Genomic DNA, 17,257 nt, shown 5'->3' on the forward strand with positions numbered 1-17,257 from the left:
GTACTTTCAATAGGAATCAAATAATTCCTGTAATTTTTTTATATCATGGGTAAGCGTTGCAAGCGGATCCTGTTCCTCTCCCCTGATATTCTCTTCAAATGTGGCATGCGTATGCTGGTAAAAAACGCCTATAGGTATGGGATCATTTTCAAGTGCTTTTTTCATGGCTGAGGAGAGATCGTTCTTTTCATAGCTGCTATCGAGTTCATAGGTATTTTCATTGAACCATTTATAGGTGTTGATCTTGTTAAAGACCACACAGGGCTGAAAGACATCTACCAGGGCATACCCTTTGTGTAAAAATGCCTCTTTGAGCACTGTTTTGGCATGGGCTTGATTACCTATATTGACCCGTGATACAAAACCGGCCCTGAGTGCCAGTGCAACCGAGATGGGATTGAACGGTTCATTACTGACGCCTTTCACCTGTACAGAGCTTTTAAAACCTATTTGGCTTGTGGGTGAGGCCTGACCTTTGGTAAGACCATAAACCATATTGTTGTGTACGATATGTACGATATCAGGATTCCGCCTGATGGTATGTATAAAATGGTTTCCCCCTTCACCATACATATCTCCATCTCCGCCTTCTGCAATGACATTGAGTGCAGGGTTGGAAGCTTTGAGCGCTGTAGATACAGGCAGTGCACGCCCGTGAAGTCCACAGAACATATGCGTATCGATATAGTAAGGTGTTTTGGCGGCTTGCCCGATACCAGAGACGATGACTGTATGTTTAGGATCACATTCCAGTTCGGTCAATACTTCTTCCAGAAGTTTCAGTATCCCGAAATTCCCGCACCCGGGGCACCATGCATTGTCTATATCTGTTCTGTCAAGAGGATGTTTCATTTTAACTCCTTTAGTACTTTTTCTAAGGATTCTTTCAACCGGTCTGTAAAAAAGCTGAAACCATTGGACTGGAGTATACGATGATCGATCCTGATATCATGGCTTTTCAACAACTCTGCAAACTGACCTGTGACATTGTTTTCTATGACAATATTGACCTTCGTGTGTTTGAGAAATGTAAGCTGCTCCGGGTTGAGGGGATGTACCCAGAAAAAATGTACATGAAAGAGTCTGGGATCATCTAACGCGTTCACTGCTTCCATGATGGCCCCTTTGGTAGAACCCCATCCTATGAGAGCGATATCTCCTTCTCCATAGACCTTAGGCCCAAGTGCTTCAGAAATGCTCAACTCTATCTTTTTTTGCCGCTTCTCTACCATCTTATCACGCACTTGGTAGCTCTCAGTGATCTGCCCACGCTCATCATGTTCATCACTGGTAGTGACGATTATTCCATCTCCAAGACCCGGGACTCCCCGTGCTGAAATACCTGTATCATTGAGTGTATAGCGGTCATATGATGCATCCGTTGTGTCAATATAGCGTCGTTGTTCATAGGTTTCAAAATCAATCGTTTTTATGAGACTGATAGTGTCCGCAAGGTATTGGTCACTCAGATAGATCACGGGCATCTGGTACCTGTCTGCGATTTCAAAAGCAAGATAGCCGTAGTCGATGCATTCCTGAAGATCACCCGGTGCTAAGACAATACGACCAAAATACCCGTGGCCACTGTGTATGGCCAGGTTCAGGTCTCCCTGTTCTGTTCTTGTAGGCAAGCCTGTGGCCGGCCCCGGACGTTGTGCCAGGTAGACCACGGCGGGTGTTTCACTCATCCCTGAAAGACTGAGCGCTTCACTCATGAGTGCAAATCCGCCGCCCGAAGTGGAAGTCATGGCTCTTGCACCGCCATACCATCCGCCCAGTGCCATATTCAGTGATGCGATCTCATCTTCACTCTGTTCAACTACTAGGGTAAACTCATTGGACATCGAAGCCATAAAGTTCAGTACACCCGTGGAGGGAGACATCGGATAGGCAGTGATCATATTGCATCCTCCAGCCAAAAAACCGAATCCTGATGCGGAAGAGCCATCCATAAGATGCATGGAATCCGCAGAATCCAATAGCCTTTCAGGTAGTGTAAGAGATGGAGGTGACTCCAGCTTTCTACCATAGGTCAATCCTTCTTCCATCGCTTTTTCATTTCCTTGACGATCCTTTTCATCAAAGAGTCTGGTGATACTTTTTGACAAAGTGTCAGATTCAAGGTTAAACATCCCAAAGAGTACACCGGCGGCATAAGAATTTGCATAATTTTTGCTTCCAAGCTCTTTGGCTGTATGACTCATAGGTATGCCTGTGGTCTGTATCTGTTCATGTTCAACATTCTCATCTGCCAAAACAACAGTATTTTCCGTCAACCGTTCCTGTACATGAGAGAGGGCATCGGTATCCAGGGCGATAAAAAGGTCCACATACCAGCATGGAGCACTCACAGGTTTATCTGAGATACGAAGCAGGGTAGTGTTGCTGCCGCCTCGTACCCTTGACATATACTCTTTGGTAGAGAAGACAAAATAACCGCTGCTTTTAAATGCTGCAGATAATATATTTTCCAGTGTCTTGATCCCTGTTCCTGCTGCACCTCCGATGAGTATGGAGATACTATGCCCCTCACCATGTACGTTTACGTCTTCCTCTTTAGGCAGAGATACGGGCGGATCGGAAATCGCTGACTGAAACGGTATGGTCAGCTCTTTCATGGTAACATGCATCGTCTCTTTCCCGCTCTCTCCTTCATTCTCGTCTTTGGCATCTTTTCTGATATCTTCATTCGTATCCGGCCATGTAAGTTTCCCTCCGTAATATCCCAGCACGATCACTGTGATCCCTGTTAGCAATATAGTACCGTGGTAGACGATACCCGGAAAAGCAGTTGAATAGGCCACATCAGGATAATTCAGGTAGATCACAATACCGATAATACCAAGTATGAGAGTAATCACAGAGAATGTCAGTTTCATACGTAAAATATGGGTCAATGCCAGTCGATAGTTGATCCACCAGCTTAACATTCCCGAAAGTATCGTAAATACACCCAATACAGTGGAGACAAAAAATGTGTAAAACACTGCTGCAGCAAAAGAAGCTTTAGGTTGAAACAAAAAAATAAGATCCATTCCGGCAGCGAAGAGGTGTAGGGCAATAGGAAAATGAACCAGCATCGGATGCGGGTGGTATTTGCGATACCATCGAACCCAATCTCTTCTATTCTCATTCTCATCTTCACCGTTTTGAACCTTTTCAGCATAGTTGTCAAGCGTATCTACGATCTCAAACTTGCTAAAGACCTCTTCAGCATGCGGTGCATTGGCCAGTGCATCCGTGAGATCAACACCCGCTTCATGTAGACCTTCATGCATTCCATTTTCCCATAGAGGACTGTCGGTTACATCATAGACATTCCCTTTATAGGCAAAATATGCTTTTTGATCGTTTTTTCCATTAAACTGCTTCAATTGTTCCAAGGTCATAATATAAGCTCCTGATCAGAAAAGCAGTGACTTTGCACATAATACGAGATCAAGTTGCATTATCGGTATCATTGGTCTGATTATCATCTTCTGCTTTTACTTCTTTATATTGAGGATCTCTGGAGTAAATGTTACACCAGCCATTGGGGTCAACACTTCCTTCCACAGTTTTACACTCATTGGTCTCAGGGATAAAGTGTATACATGTCTTACATGAATCCCCATCTTTTGGTGTTGATTGATATTTGACGATATTTTTAGCTGTCTTAGCATTGAGGGGTGTAGTGAAAAAACTCACCAACCCGAGTGCAGACATAAATCTGAAAAAATCTCTTCTTGATGTTTTCATGATGGCTCCTTTATGTGTTAGAATGATTGGGATGCCCTACACTGTCACTTTATAGGACATCATTTTCAATTGTTCCAAGGTCATAATTTAAGCTCCTGATCAGAAAAGCAGTGACTTTACACATAATACAAGATCAAGTTGCATTATCGGTATCACTGGTCTGATTATCATCGGTATCACTGGTCTGATTATCATCTTCTGCTTTTACTTCTTTATATTGAGGATCTCTGAAGTAAATGTTACACCAGCCATTGGGGTCAATACTTCCTTCCACTGTTTTACACTCATTGGTCTCAGGGATAAAGTGTATACATGTCTTACATGAATCCCCATCTTTTGGTGTTGATTGATATTTGACGATATTTTTAGCTGTCTTAGCATTGAGGGGTGTAGTGAAAAAACTCACCAACCCGAGTGTAGACATAAATCTGAAAAAATCTCTTCTTGATGTTTTCATGATGGCTCCTTTACGTGTTAGAATGATTGGGATGTCCTACTCTGTCACTTCATAGGACATCATTTTGTACATGCTGCCAGATTTTCCGATACAAAGTCCCAGTTCACAAGCTCCCACCATTTTTCAAGATAATCCGCTCTGGCATTTCTATAGTCTATATAGTAAGCATGCTCCCATACATCACAGGTAAGTAGCGGTGTATGATCTAAAAGAAGTGGATTACCGGCATTTGAAAATGATTCTATGACCAAAGTGCCTGATTCATTTATACTCAGCCATACCCAGCCCGAACCGAACAAACCTGCGGCCATTTCTAAAAATTTCTTTTTAAATGACTCCAGAGAAGTAAAATCACGTTCAATTAAATCCAAGAGTTCTTTAGAGGGTGAGGTTTCTTTCTCGCTCATGCTATTCCAATAAAAATTATGGTTAAAGACCTGTGCACCATTGTTAAATATACCGCCATCTGCTTTTTTGACGATCTCTTCAAGCTCCATGTCCGCATAGACCGTACCTTCAATCAATGTATTCAGTTTTTCGACATATCCGTGATGATGTTTGCAATGATGATACGTTAGTGTTTCTTTAGAAATATGTGGCTCCAACGCATCCATCTTAAACGGTAACTTCATTAAATTGTGTGTCATTCCTGATCCTTTTAAATACTCACTTATTGAGTTGTTTTATTACTCTTATATAGTAGTCCAGAGTGTGTGCAGTCTGCGTGTAATTTTGTGTTATAGATAAAAAAAGTCGTATATTTAGAGTTTCTTATTTTTTAATCTTAATGCATTCATGATCACCGATACCGAAGAGAAACTCATTGCAACAGCTGCGATCATGGGAGAGAGCAAAATGCCAAAGAAAGGGTAGAGCACGCCTGCGGCGACAGGCACACCTAAAGTATTGTAAATAAAGGCAAAAAAGAGATTTTGTCTGATATTCTTCATGGTTGCCCGGCTAAGATGCACTGCCTTGACGATACCTCTTAAATCACCCTTAACAAGCGTGATCCCCGCACTCTCCATAGCAACATCGGTACCTGTTCCCATAGCGATACCTACATGGGACTGCGCCAGTGCAGGGGCATCATTGATCCCGTCTCCTGCCATGGCGACGATCTCGCCCTGGTCTTGCAGTGTTTTGATGATGTCTGCTTTGCCTTCGGGGAGTACATCCGCATGCACTTCATCAATACCGAGTTTTCTGGCAACAGCATTGGCTGTGGTCAGGTTGTCTCCTGTCATCATTACCACTTTCAGTCCATCTTTGTGCAGTGCATTGATGGCATCTTTTGTCGTCTCTTTTATAGGGTCTGCCACGGCAATGAGGCCGGCGATCTCATCATCTATGGCGACCAGTACCACAGTTGCACCGTCATCTCTTAAAGATTCAGCCTTCTCTTTCAAACTGCTTGTATCGATCTCCAAAGATTCAAACAGATGTATGTTACCTATCACCATTGCATGTCCATTGACAACCCCCTTGATACCCTGACCGGTGATGGAGTCAAACTCTTTCACCTCAAGCAATGGTATCTTTTGATCGTCTACTTCTTCCATAATGGATAGAGCGATAGGGTGTTCACTTGCATGTTCAAGAGAAGCACTCAACTGAAGCAGATCATTTTTCTCTATATCTCCGGCTGTTTCTATGGTAATCAGTTTAGGTTTACCCTCTGTCAATGTCCCTGTCTTGTCGACGATCAGAGTAGTTACTTTTTCCATGATCTCCAACGCTTCGGCATTTTTGATCAGTACCCCGTTAGTGGCTCCTTTCCCCGTACCCACCATGATCGAAATAGGTGTTGCCAAACCCAAGGCACAGGGGCAGGCTATGATCAGAACAGCTACAGCAGATACCAGTGCGTATGCCAATCTGGGCTCTGGTCCGACAAAATACCATACAATAAAGGTCAGAATAGATATAAGCACTACGGTCGGTACAAAATAAAAGGAGACAAGGTCTGCGAGTTTCTGTATAGGTGCTCGTGAACGTTGTGCTTTGGCGACCATATCGATGATCTGTGAGAGCAGGGTATCTGCACCGATCTTTTCTGCCTCCATCACAAGTGTACCGTTGCCATTGATCGTGGCACCTATTAGTTTCATGCCTGATGCTTTATTGACAGGGATGGGCTCACCCGTTACCATAGACTCATCCACATGGCTCGCTCCTTCCAGTACGATACCGTCCACAGGTATCTTTTCTCCGGGACGGATACGCAGTTTGTCACCTACTTTAACCTCTTGTGTAGAGACCCTCGTTTCCGATCCGTCAGGATGAATGAGCGTGGCAGTGTTGGGTGCAAGACTGAGAAGCATTTTAATGGCTTCATTGGTTCTTGAACGTGCCCGAAGCTCCAGTACCTGCCCCATCAGCACCAAGGCAGTGATCACCGCTGCTGCTTCAAAGTAGACATGTACCGTACCCTCCGTTGAGCGCATCTGTGGCGGGAAAATGGTGGGGAAAAGCAAGGCCACTACACTATAGGTCCATGCGACGGAGACACCGAGCGCGATGAGCGTGAACATATTGGGGTTCCAACTTTTTACAGAGTGCCAAGCCCTGACAAAAAAAGGCCAGCCTCCCCAAAGCACTACAGGGGTCGCCAAAGCAAACTCTATCCAGTATAATGTTTTTGTTGAGAGTTCTTGCGGCAGCAGTGAAGGCATCATATCTGCTACCATCGCCAAGACAAAAAGAGGAAGCGCCAGGAACGCAGAGAACCAAAAACGCTGTGTCATTGACGTGAGTTCAATGTTCTCTTCTTCTTGGGCAGCCATCACAGGCTCCAGTGACATACCGCATATAGGACAGTTTCCCGGTCCATCCTTGATGATCTCCGGATGCATGGGGCAGGTGTATTGTGTCACACCCGGGCTTATGTCACAGCTGCCCTCAGGGCAGGTCACTGCATCATCTGTCTCTTTTGGATGAATATAGGTCTCTGGCGAGGCGTCAAACTTGCTTTTGCACTGCTCACTGCAGAAGTAGTAGGTCTCATGATGATAGGCACTTTGATATTTGGAATCCTCTGAAACATCCATACCACACACCACATCTTTGTGAGTCTCTTTCATCATTTTCCTTTTTGATTACTATCTTTACAGTCATTTTGTCTATGCTATCATATAAGTGTGTATTGTACGTGCAGATGTGAGTTGGCTGATTTCAAGGAAATAGGAGAGGGGAAAGTATCTATTTATCAACGATCGTCCTTTTTATCGTATGTTTTGGTATGCTTTGTCAGGACCGAAGATGTTTTTTCTTTGCACCTACAAGCCAGTAAGCAATGGCCAGTCCGACTATCACTCCGCCTATAATGAGCAGCTCTTCCCCTTTTTCAGAAGAGAGAGAGTATATCAGTACTTTTCTGATGAGGGCTGCCATAGCCAGCATGATAAACGCACCTATGGCAAAACCTTTGCCCTGAAGGTGGTTTATCTCTTCATGGATAAGCTCGATCGTTGCCCATAGGACAAGCAGGCTTCCAAGCACTGTCAAGATACCTTCTTCTATCTTCACATCCGTAAACAGTAAGAGATAAATGTCATATAAAAAAAGGCCTATAGAAAAAAAAGCAACGATGGCCAACGCAGCCGCCAAAAAATAATTGATATATGAGTTGAACTCTTTCAGTCCGGTTAAGATCTTTTTTTCGATCTTGGACAAAGAGAGAAATCTTCCCAGTTCTTCTTCTCTGTAGGAACTTGTTAAAGAGTCAAGGTTCATATCTATGATCTTTTCAACAGCATTGATCACTTTAATGTGTTCTTCTTTATTGTCGTAGTCTTCTTCGATGTGCTTGAGTACAAAGGTTCTGACAAAGGTAAAAGCAGAATTGACATAATGCGTGGGTAGACCGATCTTCATATGTACTTCACCGATCTTATAGAGGTATAAAAAGTACGGCAGGTCATACTTACCGCTAAACAGGTTGATAAACCATTCTCTGATCTTTTTTCTATGGTTATCAATGATCTCTTTATTTTTCAAAAACTGGGCCGTTTTACCGAACCCCCAGATATAATCATAAAATTCATCTATAAAAGTATCTGCAATGGCAGCCATTTTAGGCTGAAGTGCTTTTAAGCCCTCTTCTTCCTCTGGTGTGAACCGGTAGTGCTCTTTAAGGCTTTTATAATCATTCATCATGAAGACCCTTTCTGGTGCAAATATAGAACGGCTGAAGGAGCAAAGTCTCCTCTGTTGCACTAGTAATAGTAGGTAGAGTATATCAAAAATGTCTTTGAATAATAAATATTTTAAATTATATGACTTTATAAGTAAAAGTGAACAAAGAAAAATCAACCCGTCCCATTTAATTCCAATATGTAAATCCTTTTAAATTAATTTACTTGACTACTGTATCAAATAAATCTACTTTTTAGAATTTACACAGTTAGATTTACACTCCCTCTATTTGATCTTATAGCGACTTCTGTCATTTGCAAAGGTGACTTTACCTTTATAATTTTTGTGTATTTCTTTTTTTGTCTCTTCTTCTTTCCCCAAAGTTCTAAGCATTCTGTGTGAGATAACGACAGATCCTGCTTTCGCTTTTCTTACTATCTCACCAATAATAAGAGGTGTCATATGTAGTTGTGCGGCTACTCCTTTTGCATTTTTAGGTACAGCATTGTGCATGACTAAGATATTTGTTTTAAAACCGAGTTTTTCAAGTGTGTGGTAGTCCCCATTCATATCGCCAGAGAATGTGATAGACTTTTTACCTATATCTACTCTATATGCGATAGCAGGTATAGGACCATGATGTACACTAACTGCAGTAATTTTTATGTCACCTTGTTTATAGACCACTGATTCTTTTTTACTTTTTTTAATGTTATGTGCTTTGAGTTGTAGTCTCGCAGAACCATCTAAGTGGTCTTCGAGATATTGCCATGCACCTTTATCATTTTCAAAGAGCCTTTTTACAAATATTTTAGTGTTAGGCATAAATTTATTTTTATCAGGTCCAAAGAGTTGTAAATTTCCTGAGGCTCCTGTAAAAAAAGATGATTTTAACAGGGCAGGAAGATCTGCTGTGTGATCTACATGTAGATGTGTGAGCAAGATGAGATCCAAGTCTTGAATGCGGGCACCTGCTTCTTCAAAACGTAAAGAGGCGCCTCCACCAAAATCTATGAGTATTTTACTTTTACCGTCTATCCATATGACGTAAGAGGAAGAGGCACGCTTGTCTCCGCTTTCTGGGCCACCAGATCCAAGTACTTGTAGGGTAACTGAGGATTGTGCTAAAAGTAGTAGAGGGCTAAGTAAAAGAATTAAAAAGAGTTTTTTCAAGTTGTTTTCCTGTTTTAATATGATTGCATAGAAGCTACATAGAAAAGAGTATATACTCAATATGTGTAAAATTTGTGTACCTTGAAGGAGTAAGATGATGAAGAATATGTTTTTCTCGTTCTGCCTCTCCGTAGGTGGAATGCATAGGCAAATCTAATATAATCCGGTCTCGTTCCCAACGTCCTTCTCGTCGTATACTAAAAATGTGCAGAAATTTACATACTTTTAGAATGAATCATACATTTTAGGTATACTGATAAAATGAAAAATTATTATCTTCCCCTAACAAATAGTTAGGTGAATAATTTGCAGGAGGAACACTATGTCAGAAACCATAAAAAATGTGCTTATAGAAGCGATCAATGATGAATACAAGGCACTTGCAACCTATCAACATGTGATCAATAAATTCGGCGAGATACGTCCATTTATTAATATCATTGAGGCAGAGGGTCGGCATATTCAGGCCCTGCTGCCTTTGTTCGATAAATATGGCATCGAAGTTCCGGAAGATGATTGGGCTTCACGTACTGAAGCACCTCGCACCATTCAGGAAGCCTGTCAGGTGGGAGTAGAAGCGGAAATTGAAAATGGCGAAATGTATGACAGACTGCTTTCGTTAACAGTAGATCACCCAGATATTTATGATGTGCTCAAGCAATTACAAAGAGCATCCGTTGAAAACCATCTTCCTGCGTTCCAGCGGTGTGTCGAAAGAGGAGGAGGTCAAGGTCAGGGCCGAGGACGTTAAGACCGTCATCGATCATTGGGTGCTAGAAAAACCACCGTATCCCCGCACCCCATTTTGTATCATTGTGATAACGTGCACTTATACTGAATTGTTTATTGATACGGTAATCCAAAGTGGCCGACCATTCACTTTTGAGTTCTGTATCATACTTATATTCTAGTTCCAAGCCTGTGTTGTTGGTCAACATGATCTCTTTAATGAACCATATCCGCGCATCTCCCTTGCTGTCCACCCATAACATTGTATCGATTAGACCGGGAAGCAGGTAATTATATCCGATGATCGCACGTGTCTTATCGTTTTCTCTGTCGGCAATGCTTACACCAGCGAACCAGGAACTGAAGCGGTCTATATACCTGTTATAAACGAAATAGGTATCATACTCTTTGTCATAATCACTCTCCCAGTAAGCGATCAAACTGTTCTTTCCGCTTGCACCTGCAAGTAATCCTTCATTCATACTGTCAAGTGCCAGCATATTACCCCAGAAGTACCACTTGTCAAACTCTTCGAGGAACCTGTCGTAACTGGCTTGTTCTTCTTCATTTTTCGGTGTATCATAGCTGACGACACGTGTCATGCCTGACATCATATGGTAGAGAAAGTGGCAGTGGAAAAGCCAGTCTTTCTCATAATCGGCTGCAAACTCTATAACACTCTTTCCCAAAGGCGGTATGTCTACGGTATGTTTCAGCGGTGAACGACTGCCATGTTCGTTGACTACACGAAAAAAATGCCCATGCAAATGCAGAGGGTGGTGCATCATGGTCTTGTTATCGAAAATAAAACGTACATTCTCACCTTTTTTGATAGATATTTTGTCTTCTTCGCTCAGTATTTTGCCGTTAAAGCTCCAGATATACCTGCGCATATCACCATTGAGTGTAAGATGCACTTCTCTCCATGGCCGTTTTGTATCCAGTGTGGTATCTTCCAGTGCTTCGAGTTTTGCATAAGGGGTAAGCGGTCTTTGATCTGATGACATATCCATTTTATTCATATTCATGGAAGCACCGCACTTCATACCAGCTGTCGACTTCCCACCGCTGCATTTCATTGTTTTGCTACCACCGATCGCTTTACCAATGGATGACATCGAAGAGGCGCATTTCATCGCATAATAATTTGGCTTGGGTACCCCTTTGACCGATACCTTTTCTCCTTTGCCTATATAGATAGAAGCTTTTCCTGAACCATCCTGTGCTGTGGCTCTCAGTTCAAAAGCACCGTCTTCTGGTACAGTGAGAATAGCGTCATACGTCTCTGCGACAGAGATAAGAAGTTTATCTTGATCAAAAGGTTTAACATCTACACCATCAGCAGAGATAATGCGCAACGGTCCATCTGCATATTGCATATAAAAATAGGTGGAGGCAGAACCATTGATGATCCGTAACCGTATCTTCTCTCCGGCTTTTGCCTTGTAAGTACTGCTCTGTTTCCCATTGATAAGGAAAGCATCGTAGTAGACATCAGATATATCCATACCGGGCATTTGGTTTTTCCATTGGGTAAGCATATTACCCACAGCATCATTTTGAATGAATCCCCAGAGTGATTGTACAGAACCTTTTTTGATGGCATAGTATTCACTGCCGCGTTTGAGTGTTCTCATGACCTCTTCGGGATCCTCATCGGTCCAGTCCGAGAGAAGGAGAACCAGTTCTTTATCTACTTTATACCGTTTCTTTTTCGGTTGGATCATGATAGAGCCATAGATTCCTCTTTGTTCATGAAGCCCTGTATGGGAATGATACCAGTATGTTCCGGACTGTATCAGAGGAAAACGGAATGTAAGCGAGCCGTGTGCTTTTATAGGGGGAGTTGTAAGGTAGGGAACACCATCCTGATCATTACGTCCAGGAAACAGAATACCATGCCAATGGATGGAAGTGTCAACATCCATCTTGTTTGTCACTTTAATGTTAACCCAGTCTCCTTCTTCCGCTTTAATGGTTGGACCGGGAATGCCTCCATTGATGGTCATGGCTTCTACATCTTTTCCCGTAAAGTTAACAGTTTTATACTCTATTACAAGATCGTAGTATACATCTTTGGCTGAAAGTAGAGTACTCAGTAGAGTGAATAATAGCAGTAATTGCTTCATAACATCCCCTTCTAACGTTCATGAAACAGGATAATACAAAAGTGTGTAGTGCCTGTGTAACTTAAAACAAAGTCTCATGAATCGTTTTTCTTATAGAAGTGCGCATCATCTATGCACACTTCTATTTTTACTTTGTATCTTTTGTCTTTTTAGAAGCTAAAATAAAAGCCAAAATGTCTCTTGCCTCTTGTCCTGTAAGTCCGGCACGAACACGCATATGCTTCATAGAAATCGGCCACTTACTTTTACTAAGACTTGATGGGGTACGTAAATTGTGACAACGCATACAAGTATCAGCCCAAAGTTGTGCACCATTTTCAATATTACTGGTATTTTCATTTGCTACAGAAGCTGTGCCCATTGCAGCAAGTAATAGCATCGTTATTGTTGTTATTTTTAATATATTTTTCATCTTGTTCTCCTAAAAACCAATTGCAAACTGTACAAGGAAACGATCGTTATTTGCATGTGAATCAATTGCTGTATCATCTTCATCTTCATTGAACTCATATGCAACTTTGGCAAGAAGAGTGTTCGTAAAAAGATAGTTCAATCCAAATGCCCACTGGTTGCGATCGGCCTCAGGATTATGATACTCACTGTAACGAACGACGGGTTCAAGTTTCACCGATGAAAATTGATAGGCTGCCTGGGCATACCATGCCTTCCATGTGCCACCCTCTAATGTACTCAAAGCATTCTCACCAATTTTTTGTTGTATATACTCAGCTTTTAAATTGAGCGCATCAATGTTATACATTAGATCTGCCCCAAATACATCGTAATCACGGGCAACAGTTTCTTCTGAGGGGAGTTCCTCTTCAACTTCTCCAGTTGCCAAAGAAACGCCAATTTCCATATTTCCCAAAGGATTAACAGCATAACGTCCACCAATGGTCATACTTGCATCACTCACGTCTGTTTTAGCCTCTGTATCAATGATCACATCACCATCATCTGCTACACCAAAGGTCGGTGCATTTGCCACAAAGATAGCATAATTACTTCGCATCTCTCCTATCTTTGGCAAACCACCCCGAAGTGCTATACCGATATTAGAAGAGAGTGCTGCCCCGTCATGTCCAAAGCCGACCGGTGCACTTGGAAGTTTATTGATCCAGGAAGGATGTTGGTTTTGTACAAACTGTCCTATAGGTGATAGGAACTTACCTACTTGTAACCCCATATAATCATTGATAAAGAATGTACCTGCAGCATATTCAAGGTTCGTTTCGGTTTCACCTTCATCATTGATCTCAAGCTCTACTTCAGCTTCGAACAAAAAGATATCACCATATGTGTAGAGTAATAAAGGAGAAAACTTAACCTCAGAGAAGGAACCATCGTCATCTTCTTCATTTACAAAGTCAAAAGATGCATAGCCTGCCAATTGGAATGCAGACATTGAATGATCTTCAAAGCTATTTTGCATTTGTTTATCTCTTAGTTGCAAGGCGTCTACATCCTCACGCAGCTGTTTTATATCAACATCTTGTGTTTCTGCCACTAATAGTGTTGATGTCATCATCGTACTTAGTACAACGCCAATCATTAACTTTTTCATACAATACTCCTTGATGTATAAGATTTAATTATAAAAATTTTATGTGCAGTATGTGTGTAGTTGTTAGATTGATAAGAACGTTAAAGTTCTTCAGTTCTATACTTTTTTAAAAATATACTTTCGCCTATAAGTATGAACAAGATCCCTATCAATGCAGCATAAATTATCATGATGTCCGTGGATGCTTTTATCATAAGAAATGCACCAAGTACTATGACATCAAATATGATCGCAGATATCAGAATAAATGCATTAGCATGGATCTCTTTACGTAAATACCTGAAAACACCCCAGTGAACAGCAATATCCATAATGATATAAAAAATAGCCCCCAGTGATGCGATCCGACTCAAGTCAAAAAATATCGTCAGACATATAGCAATGACAACAGTATAGACCAATGTATGCTTTTGGATGTCCCCAGGCATACCAAAATGACTATGTGGTACAAGCTTCATTTCAGTCAACATAGCAAGCATACGCGATACTGCATACACACTTGCGATCAAACCTGATATAGTAGCTACAATCGCTATGGCTACAGTAAACCATAAACCATAATTACCAAATGCAGGTCGTGCTGCCTGAGCCAGTGCATAATCTTTTGCATGGATGATTTCCGGCAACGTTAGATTTGCTGCCACAGCCATAGCGACTAAAAAATAGATCACTACGCATATCACAATAGAAATGATAATGGCACGTCCGACATTCTTATGTGGGTTTACAATTTCTGAACCGCTATTGGTAATCGTGGTAAACCCCTTATATGCCAGAATAGCCAGGGCCATTGATGCTATGAACCCAGTAAGAGATGTATCTGTCATATTTACAGAAGTGTTTTCAAATGAAAAACCGGCAACCCATAAACCACCGAGTGAAAATACAATGATACCGCCAATTTTTATAAGAGCCATCAGTAAGGAAAAGAGTCCGATTATTCGATTTCCGGAAATGTTAAGCAGGAAGGCAAAAATCAATAGACCAACACCTAATGCCGGAACTATCCAGCTATTAGGATCAATATCAAATAACTGAGTGGTGTAGGTACCAAAAGTACGTGCGACAAGGCTTTCGTTGATGACCATGGAAAAGTACATCAAAAGTGCACCTACAGCTGTCTTAATACCTTTTCCGTAGGCTTTTTCCAAGAACATCGCAATACCACCGGCAGACGGATAGGCATTGGACATTTTTACATAGGAATAAGCACTGAATGCAGTGACTACAGCAGCCACAAGAAATACAAGAGGAAACAGTGAACCTGCAAGCTCGGCAATTTGCCCAGTAAGGGCCAAAATACCTGCACCTATCATCACGCCTGTACCCATTGATACAGCCCCGACAAGTGTCATACTGCTTTCTTTATATTTGGTAGATCTATCGTGTTTTGAATGATCTTTCATACTACTCTCTGTTTAATTATTGAATTTATTTGTTCATCATACCTTGATTGCCCATCATGCCTTGACCACCACATTTCATGCCTTGGCCCTGTTTCATACCTTTACCTTGCTTCATATCCTGGTTGTCCATGCCTTTTTTTCCCATCATACAACGATTGTTCATCATGCTCTGGCAACAACAGCAGCAACAACAGCAATGCATACCTTGGCCACCCATCATTCCCTGGTTGCCCATGCCCATCATGCCTTGACCACCCATCATGCCCTGACCACCCATCATGCCCTTACCTTGCATACCGTATTTTTGACGCTCTTCCTGTGTCATGGATTGCATACGTTTTTGCATCTCTTTTCTAAAGTCATCTCTCTGTTCCATAGGTACACTTCCACGCATATGCATCATATCTTCAGTACTCATATGTGTAAAATCTATCGCATAAAGTGAAGCGATCATAGCTGTGATTATGATTAAATATTTCATCATTTTTTCCTTTTTATGTTAATTATGTCATGATTGGACAGGCTTGATCCCGTCAACATATTGTTTCTTACTCATAAATTTGACGCTGATGTATTGTTGATGACATATTATCTACCTCCATCCTTCGCAGGATAGCACGTATGTGTGCATTATATGTGTAGAAGTCCTTTTCTACTACACACTCACTCCATACAGCATCTATTATAATTAATTATATTAAGCAGAAAAGAGTTATAGATGAAAGATGTATTGATCGTAGGCGGTGGATACGGTGGTATTGCCGCCTTGAAAACACTGGCACCGAGAAAAGATATTACTATCACTTTGTTAGATCAGAATCCTTACCATTTTTTACAGACGGAGGGATATTCGTTGATCGCAGGTACACTTCCTTTTGATAAAACGATCGTCAACTTAAATTCTCTGTGTCAGAGCTACGGTGAAAATATATCTTTCATACATAATGGTGTTTCACACATTGACTTGGATAGTAAGTGTGTCTATATAGAGCAAAAAGAGCAAATATTTTATGATTACCTGATCATCGCTACAGGTAGTGTGACACGAATGATGGACTCTATTGAAGGATTGCAGAACTGCAGTTATGGTATTAAAAGTCTTAGGGGAGCCTTTCATATGAAACAGTTCTTCGAGAAGGAGCTTTTTACAAGGTTGGAAAATCATAAACATGCTAAAGCCCATTATAGCATTGTTGTCGGTGGTGCAGGGCTTACGGGTGTAGAGATCGCTGCTGAAATGCAGCATTATTTTAACCGCTACTATAAGAACAATACACTGGCCTGTGATAAAATTACCATCCATCTCATTTCAGGTTCAGATACAGTGCTCAAAGGTATGCATCCAGATATCATTAAATATGCAACAAAACATTTGGAGCATCTTGGTGTGATTCTGCATTGCGGATTGCATATCTCTAAGGTTGAACCTCATAAGGCCTATCTGGAGAATGGTGAAGTGATCGATTTTGATTTCATGCTTTTTACCGGAGGAATTAGTGCTACGGCAATGGTAAGGTCCATAGAGGTTGAACACAATAAACTCGGGCAGATCATCGTGAACCCAACCTTACAGATACCCGGTCATACTGAAGCGTTTGCTGTGGGGGATGCTGCTGAGATATTGGATACGAAAGGGAAACGCATTGCCGATACTGCACAAGCAGCCATCAAAAGCGGTATACATGCCGCATCTAACATTGAGCATATCTTGAACGGAAAAGAGCCTGTGGCTGCGGATATAAGAATAGTGGGACTGGCTATTGCGATGGGTGGGAATTATGCCATTTTGAGCATTGGATCTATTAAAATGAGAGGGAAGGTAGCCCATTATGTCAAAAAACTGATTGAAAACTTATATAAATGGCCACTTTGGATACGTTGCAGGTTCGGATTTAATAAAGCGTGCGAAATAGAAGGATAGAAG

The 17,257-nt window shown here is 41.6% G+C and carries 15 protein-coding genes; 2 read left to right on the plus strand and 13 right to left on the minus strand.

The genetic code is table 11. The features are described from left to right. Positions 1-6 precede the first annotated feature (6 nt). The 8 genes from LDM98_RS01780 to LDM98_RS01815 all read right to left on the minus strand — a co-directional run bounded on the left by LDM98_RS01780 (position 7) and on the right by LDM98_RS01815 (position 9,505). Complete coding sequence (locus LDM98_RS01780; protein WP_223897622.1) at positions 7-852, minus strand: thiamine pyrophosphate-dependent enzyme; 846 nt, start codon at positions 850-852, stop codon at positions 7-9. Next, positions 849-3,389, minus strand: a complete 2,541-nt coding sequence (locus tag LDM98_RS01785) for a 2-oxoacid:acceptor oxidoreductase subunit alpha (RefSeq protein WP_223897624.1) — start codon at positions 3,387-3,389, stop codon at positions 849-851. Before LDM98_RS01785 ends, LDM98_RS01780 begins: the two co-directional genes overlap by 4 nt. A gap of 49 nt (positions 3,390-3,438) precedes the next feature. Then, a complete protein-coding gene (locus tag LDM98_RS01790) occupies positions 3,439-3,738 on the minus strand; it encodes an iron oxidase oxidoreductase (protein ID WP_223897625.1) in 300 nt (99 codons plus the stop codon). Between the two features lie 133 nt (positions 3,739-3,871). Next, positions 3,872-4,195 (minus strand): iron oxidase oxidoreductase, encoded by a 324-nt coding sequence (locus LDM98_RS01795; RefSeq protein WP_223897627.1) that lies wholly within the window; start codon positions 4,193-4,195, stop codon positions 3,872-3,874. Positions 4,196-4,254: 59 nt separating this feature from the next. Further along, positions 4,255-4,842 (minus strand): superoxide dismutase, encoded by a 588-nt coding sequence (locus tag LDM98_RS01800; RefSeq protein WP_223897628.1) that lies wholly within the window; start codon positions 4,840-4,842, stop codon positions 4,255-4,257. A gap of 114 nt (positions 4,843-4,956) precedes the next feature. Further along, on the minus strand, positions 4,957-7,278 hold the full coding sequence (locus LDM98_RS01805) for a heavy metal translocating P-type ATPase (RefSeq protein ID WP_223897629.1): 2,322 nt from the start codon (positions 7,276-7,278) through the stop codon (positions 4,957-4,959). Positions 7,279-7,444: 166 nt separating this feature from the next. After that, on the minus strand, positions 7,445-8,350 hold the full coding sequence (locus tag LDM98_RS01810) for a protoglobin domain-containing protein (RefSeq protein ID WP_223897630.1): 906 nt from the start codon (positions 8,348-8,350) through the stop codon (positions 7,445-7,447). Positions 8,351-8,617: 267 nt separating this feature from the next. Further along, the gene (locus LDM98_RS01815) at positions 8,618-9,505 is read right to left on the minus strand and encodes an MBL fold metallo-hydrolase (RefSeq protein ID WP_223897631.1); all 888 of its coding nucleotides are present in this window, start codon (positions 9,503-9,505) and stop codon (positions 8,618-8,620) included. Between the two features lie 322 nt (positions 9,506-9,827). On the opposite strand from LDM98_RS01815, the gene LDM98_RS01820 reads away from it, so the two are divergent. After that, positions 9,828-10,256 (plus strand): DUF2202 domain-containing protein, encoded by a 429-nt coding sequence (locus LDM98_RS01820; RefSeq protein WP_223897632.1) that lies wholly within the window; start codon positions 9,828-9,830, stop codon positions 10,254-10,256. 22 nt (positions 10,257-10,278) lie between these two features. Here LDM98_RS01820 and LDM98_RS01825 read toward each other — a convergent pair whose 3' ends face one another. The 5 genes from LDM98_RS01825 to LDM98_RS01845 all read right to left on the minus strand — a co-directional run bounded on the left by LDM98_RS01825 (position 10,279) and on the right by LDM98_RS01845 (position 15,814). Further along, entirely contained in the window at positions 10,279-12,363 is a 2,085-nt protein-coding gene (locus tag LDM98_RS01825) for a multicopper oxidase domain-containing protein (protein ID WP_223897633.1), read from the minus strand. Between the two features lie 127 nt (positions 12,364-12,490). Beyond that, positions 12,491-12,775: a cytochrome c gene (locus LDM98_RS01830; RefSeq protein WP_223897634.1), complete on the minus strand. Its 285-nt coding sequence runs from the start codon at positions 12,773-12,775 to the stop codon at positions 12,491-12,493. A 9-nt stretch (positions 12,776-12,784) separates the two neighbouring features. Next, complete coding sequence (locus LDM98_RS01835) at positions 12,785-13,927, minus strand: porin (protein WP_223897635.1); 1,143 nt, start codon at positions 13,925-13,927, stop codon at positions 12,785-12,787. Between the two features lie 80 nt (positions 13,928-14,007). Then, positions 14,008-15,333 (minus strand): APC family permease, encoded by a 1,326-nt coding sequence (locus LDM98_RS01840; protein WP_223897636.1) that lies wholly within the window; start codon positions 15,331-15,333, stop codon positions 14,008-14,010. A gap of 25 nt (positions 15,334-15,358) precedes the next feature. Further along, positions 15,359-15,814 carry a DUF1104 domain-containing protein gene (locus LDM98_RS01845; protein ID WP_223897637.1) on the minus strand — a complete coding sequence of 152 codons (456 nt, stop codon included), beginning with the start codon at positions 15,812-15,814 and terminating at the stop codon, positions 15,359-15,361. A gap of 237 nt (positions 15,815-16,051) precedes the next feature. Here LDM98_RS01845 and LDM98_RS01850 point away from each other — a divergent pair, with 237 nt between their 5' ends. Beyond that, positions 16,052-17,254, plus strand: coding sequence for an NAD(P)/FAD-dependent oxidoreductase (locus LDM98_RS01850; RefSeq protein WP_223897638.1), 1,203 nt, complete (start codon positions 16,052-16,054; stop codon positions 17,252-17,254). Positions 17,255-17,257: the final 3 nt, after the last annotated feature.

Origin of the sequence: Sulfurovum sp. TSL1, from assembly GCF_019972135.1 — a bacterium.
In the GTDB taxonomy this organism is placed as follows: Bacteria; Campylobacterota; Campylobacteria; order Campylobacterales; family Sulfurovaceae; genus Sulfurovum.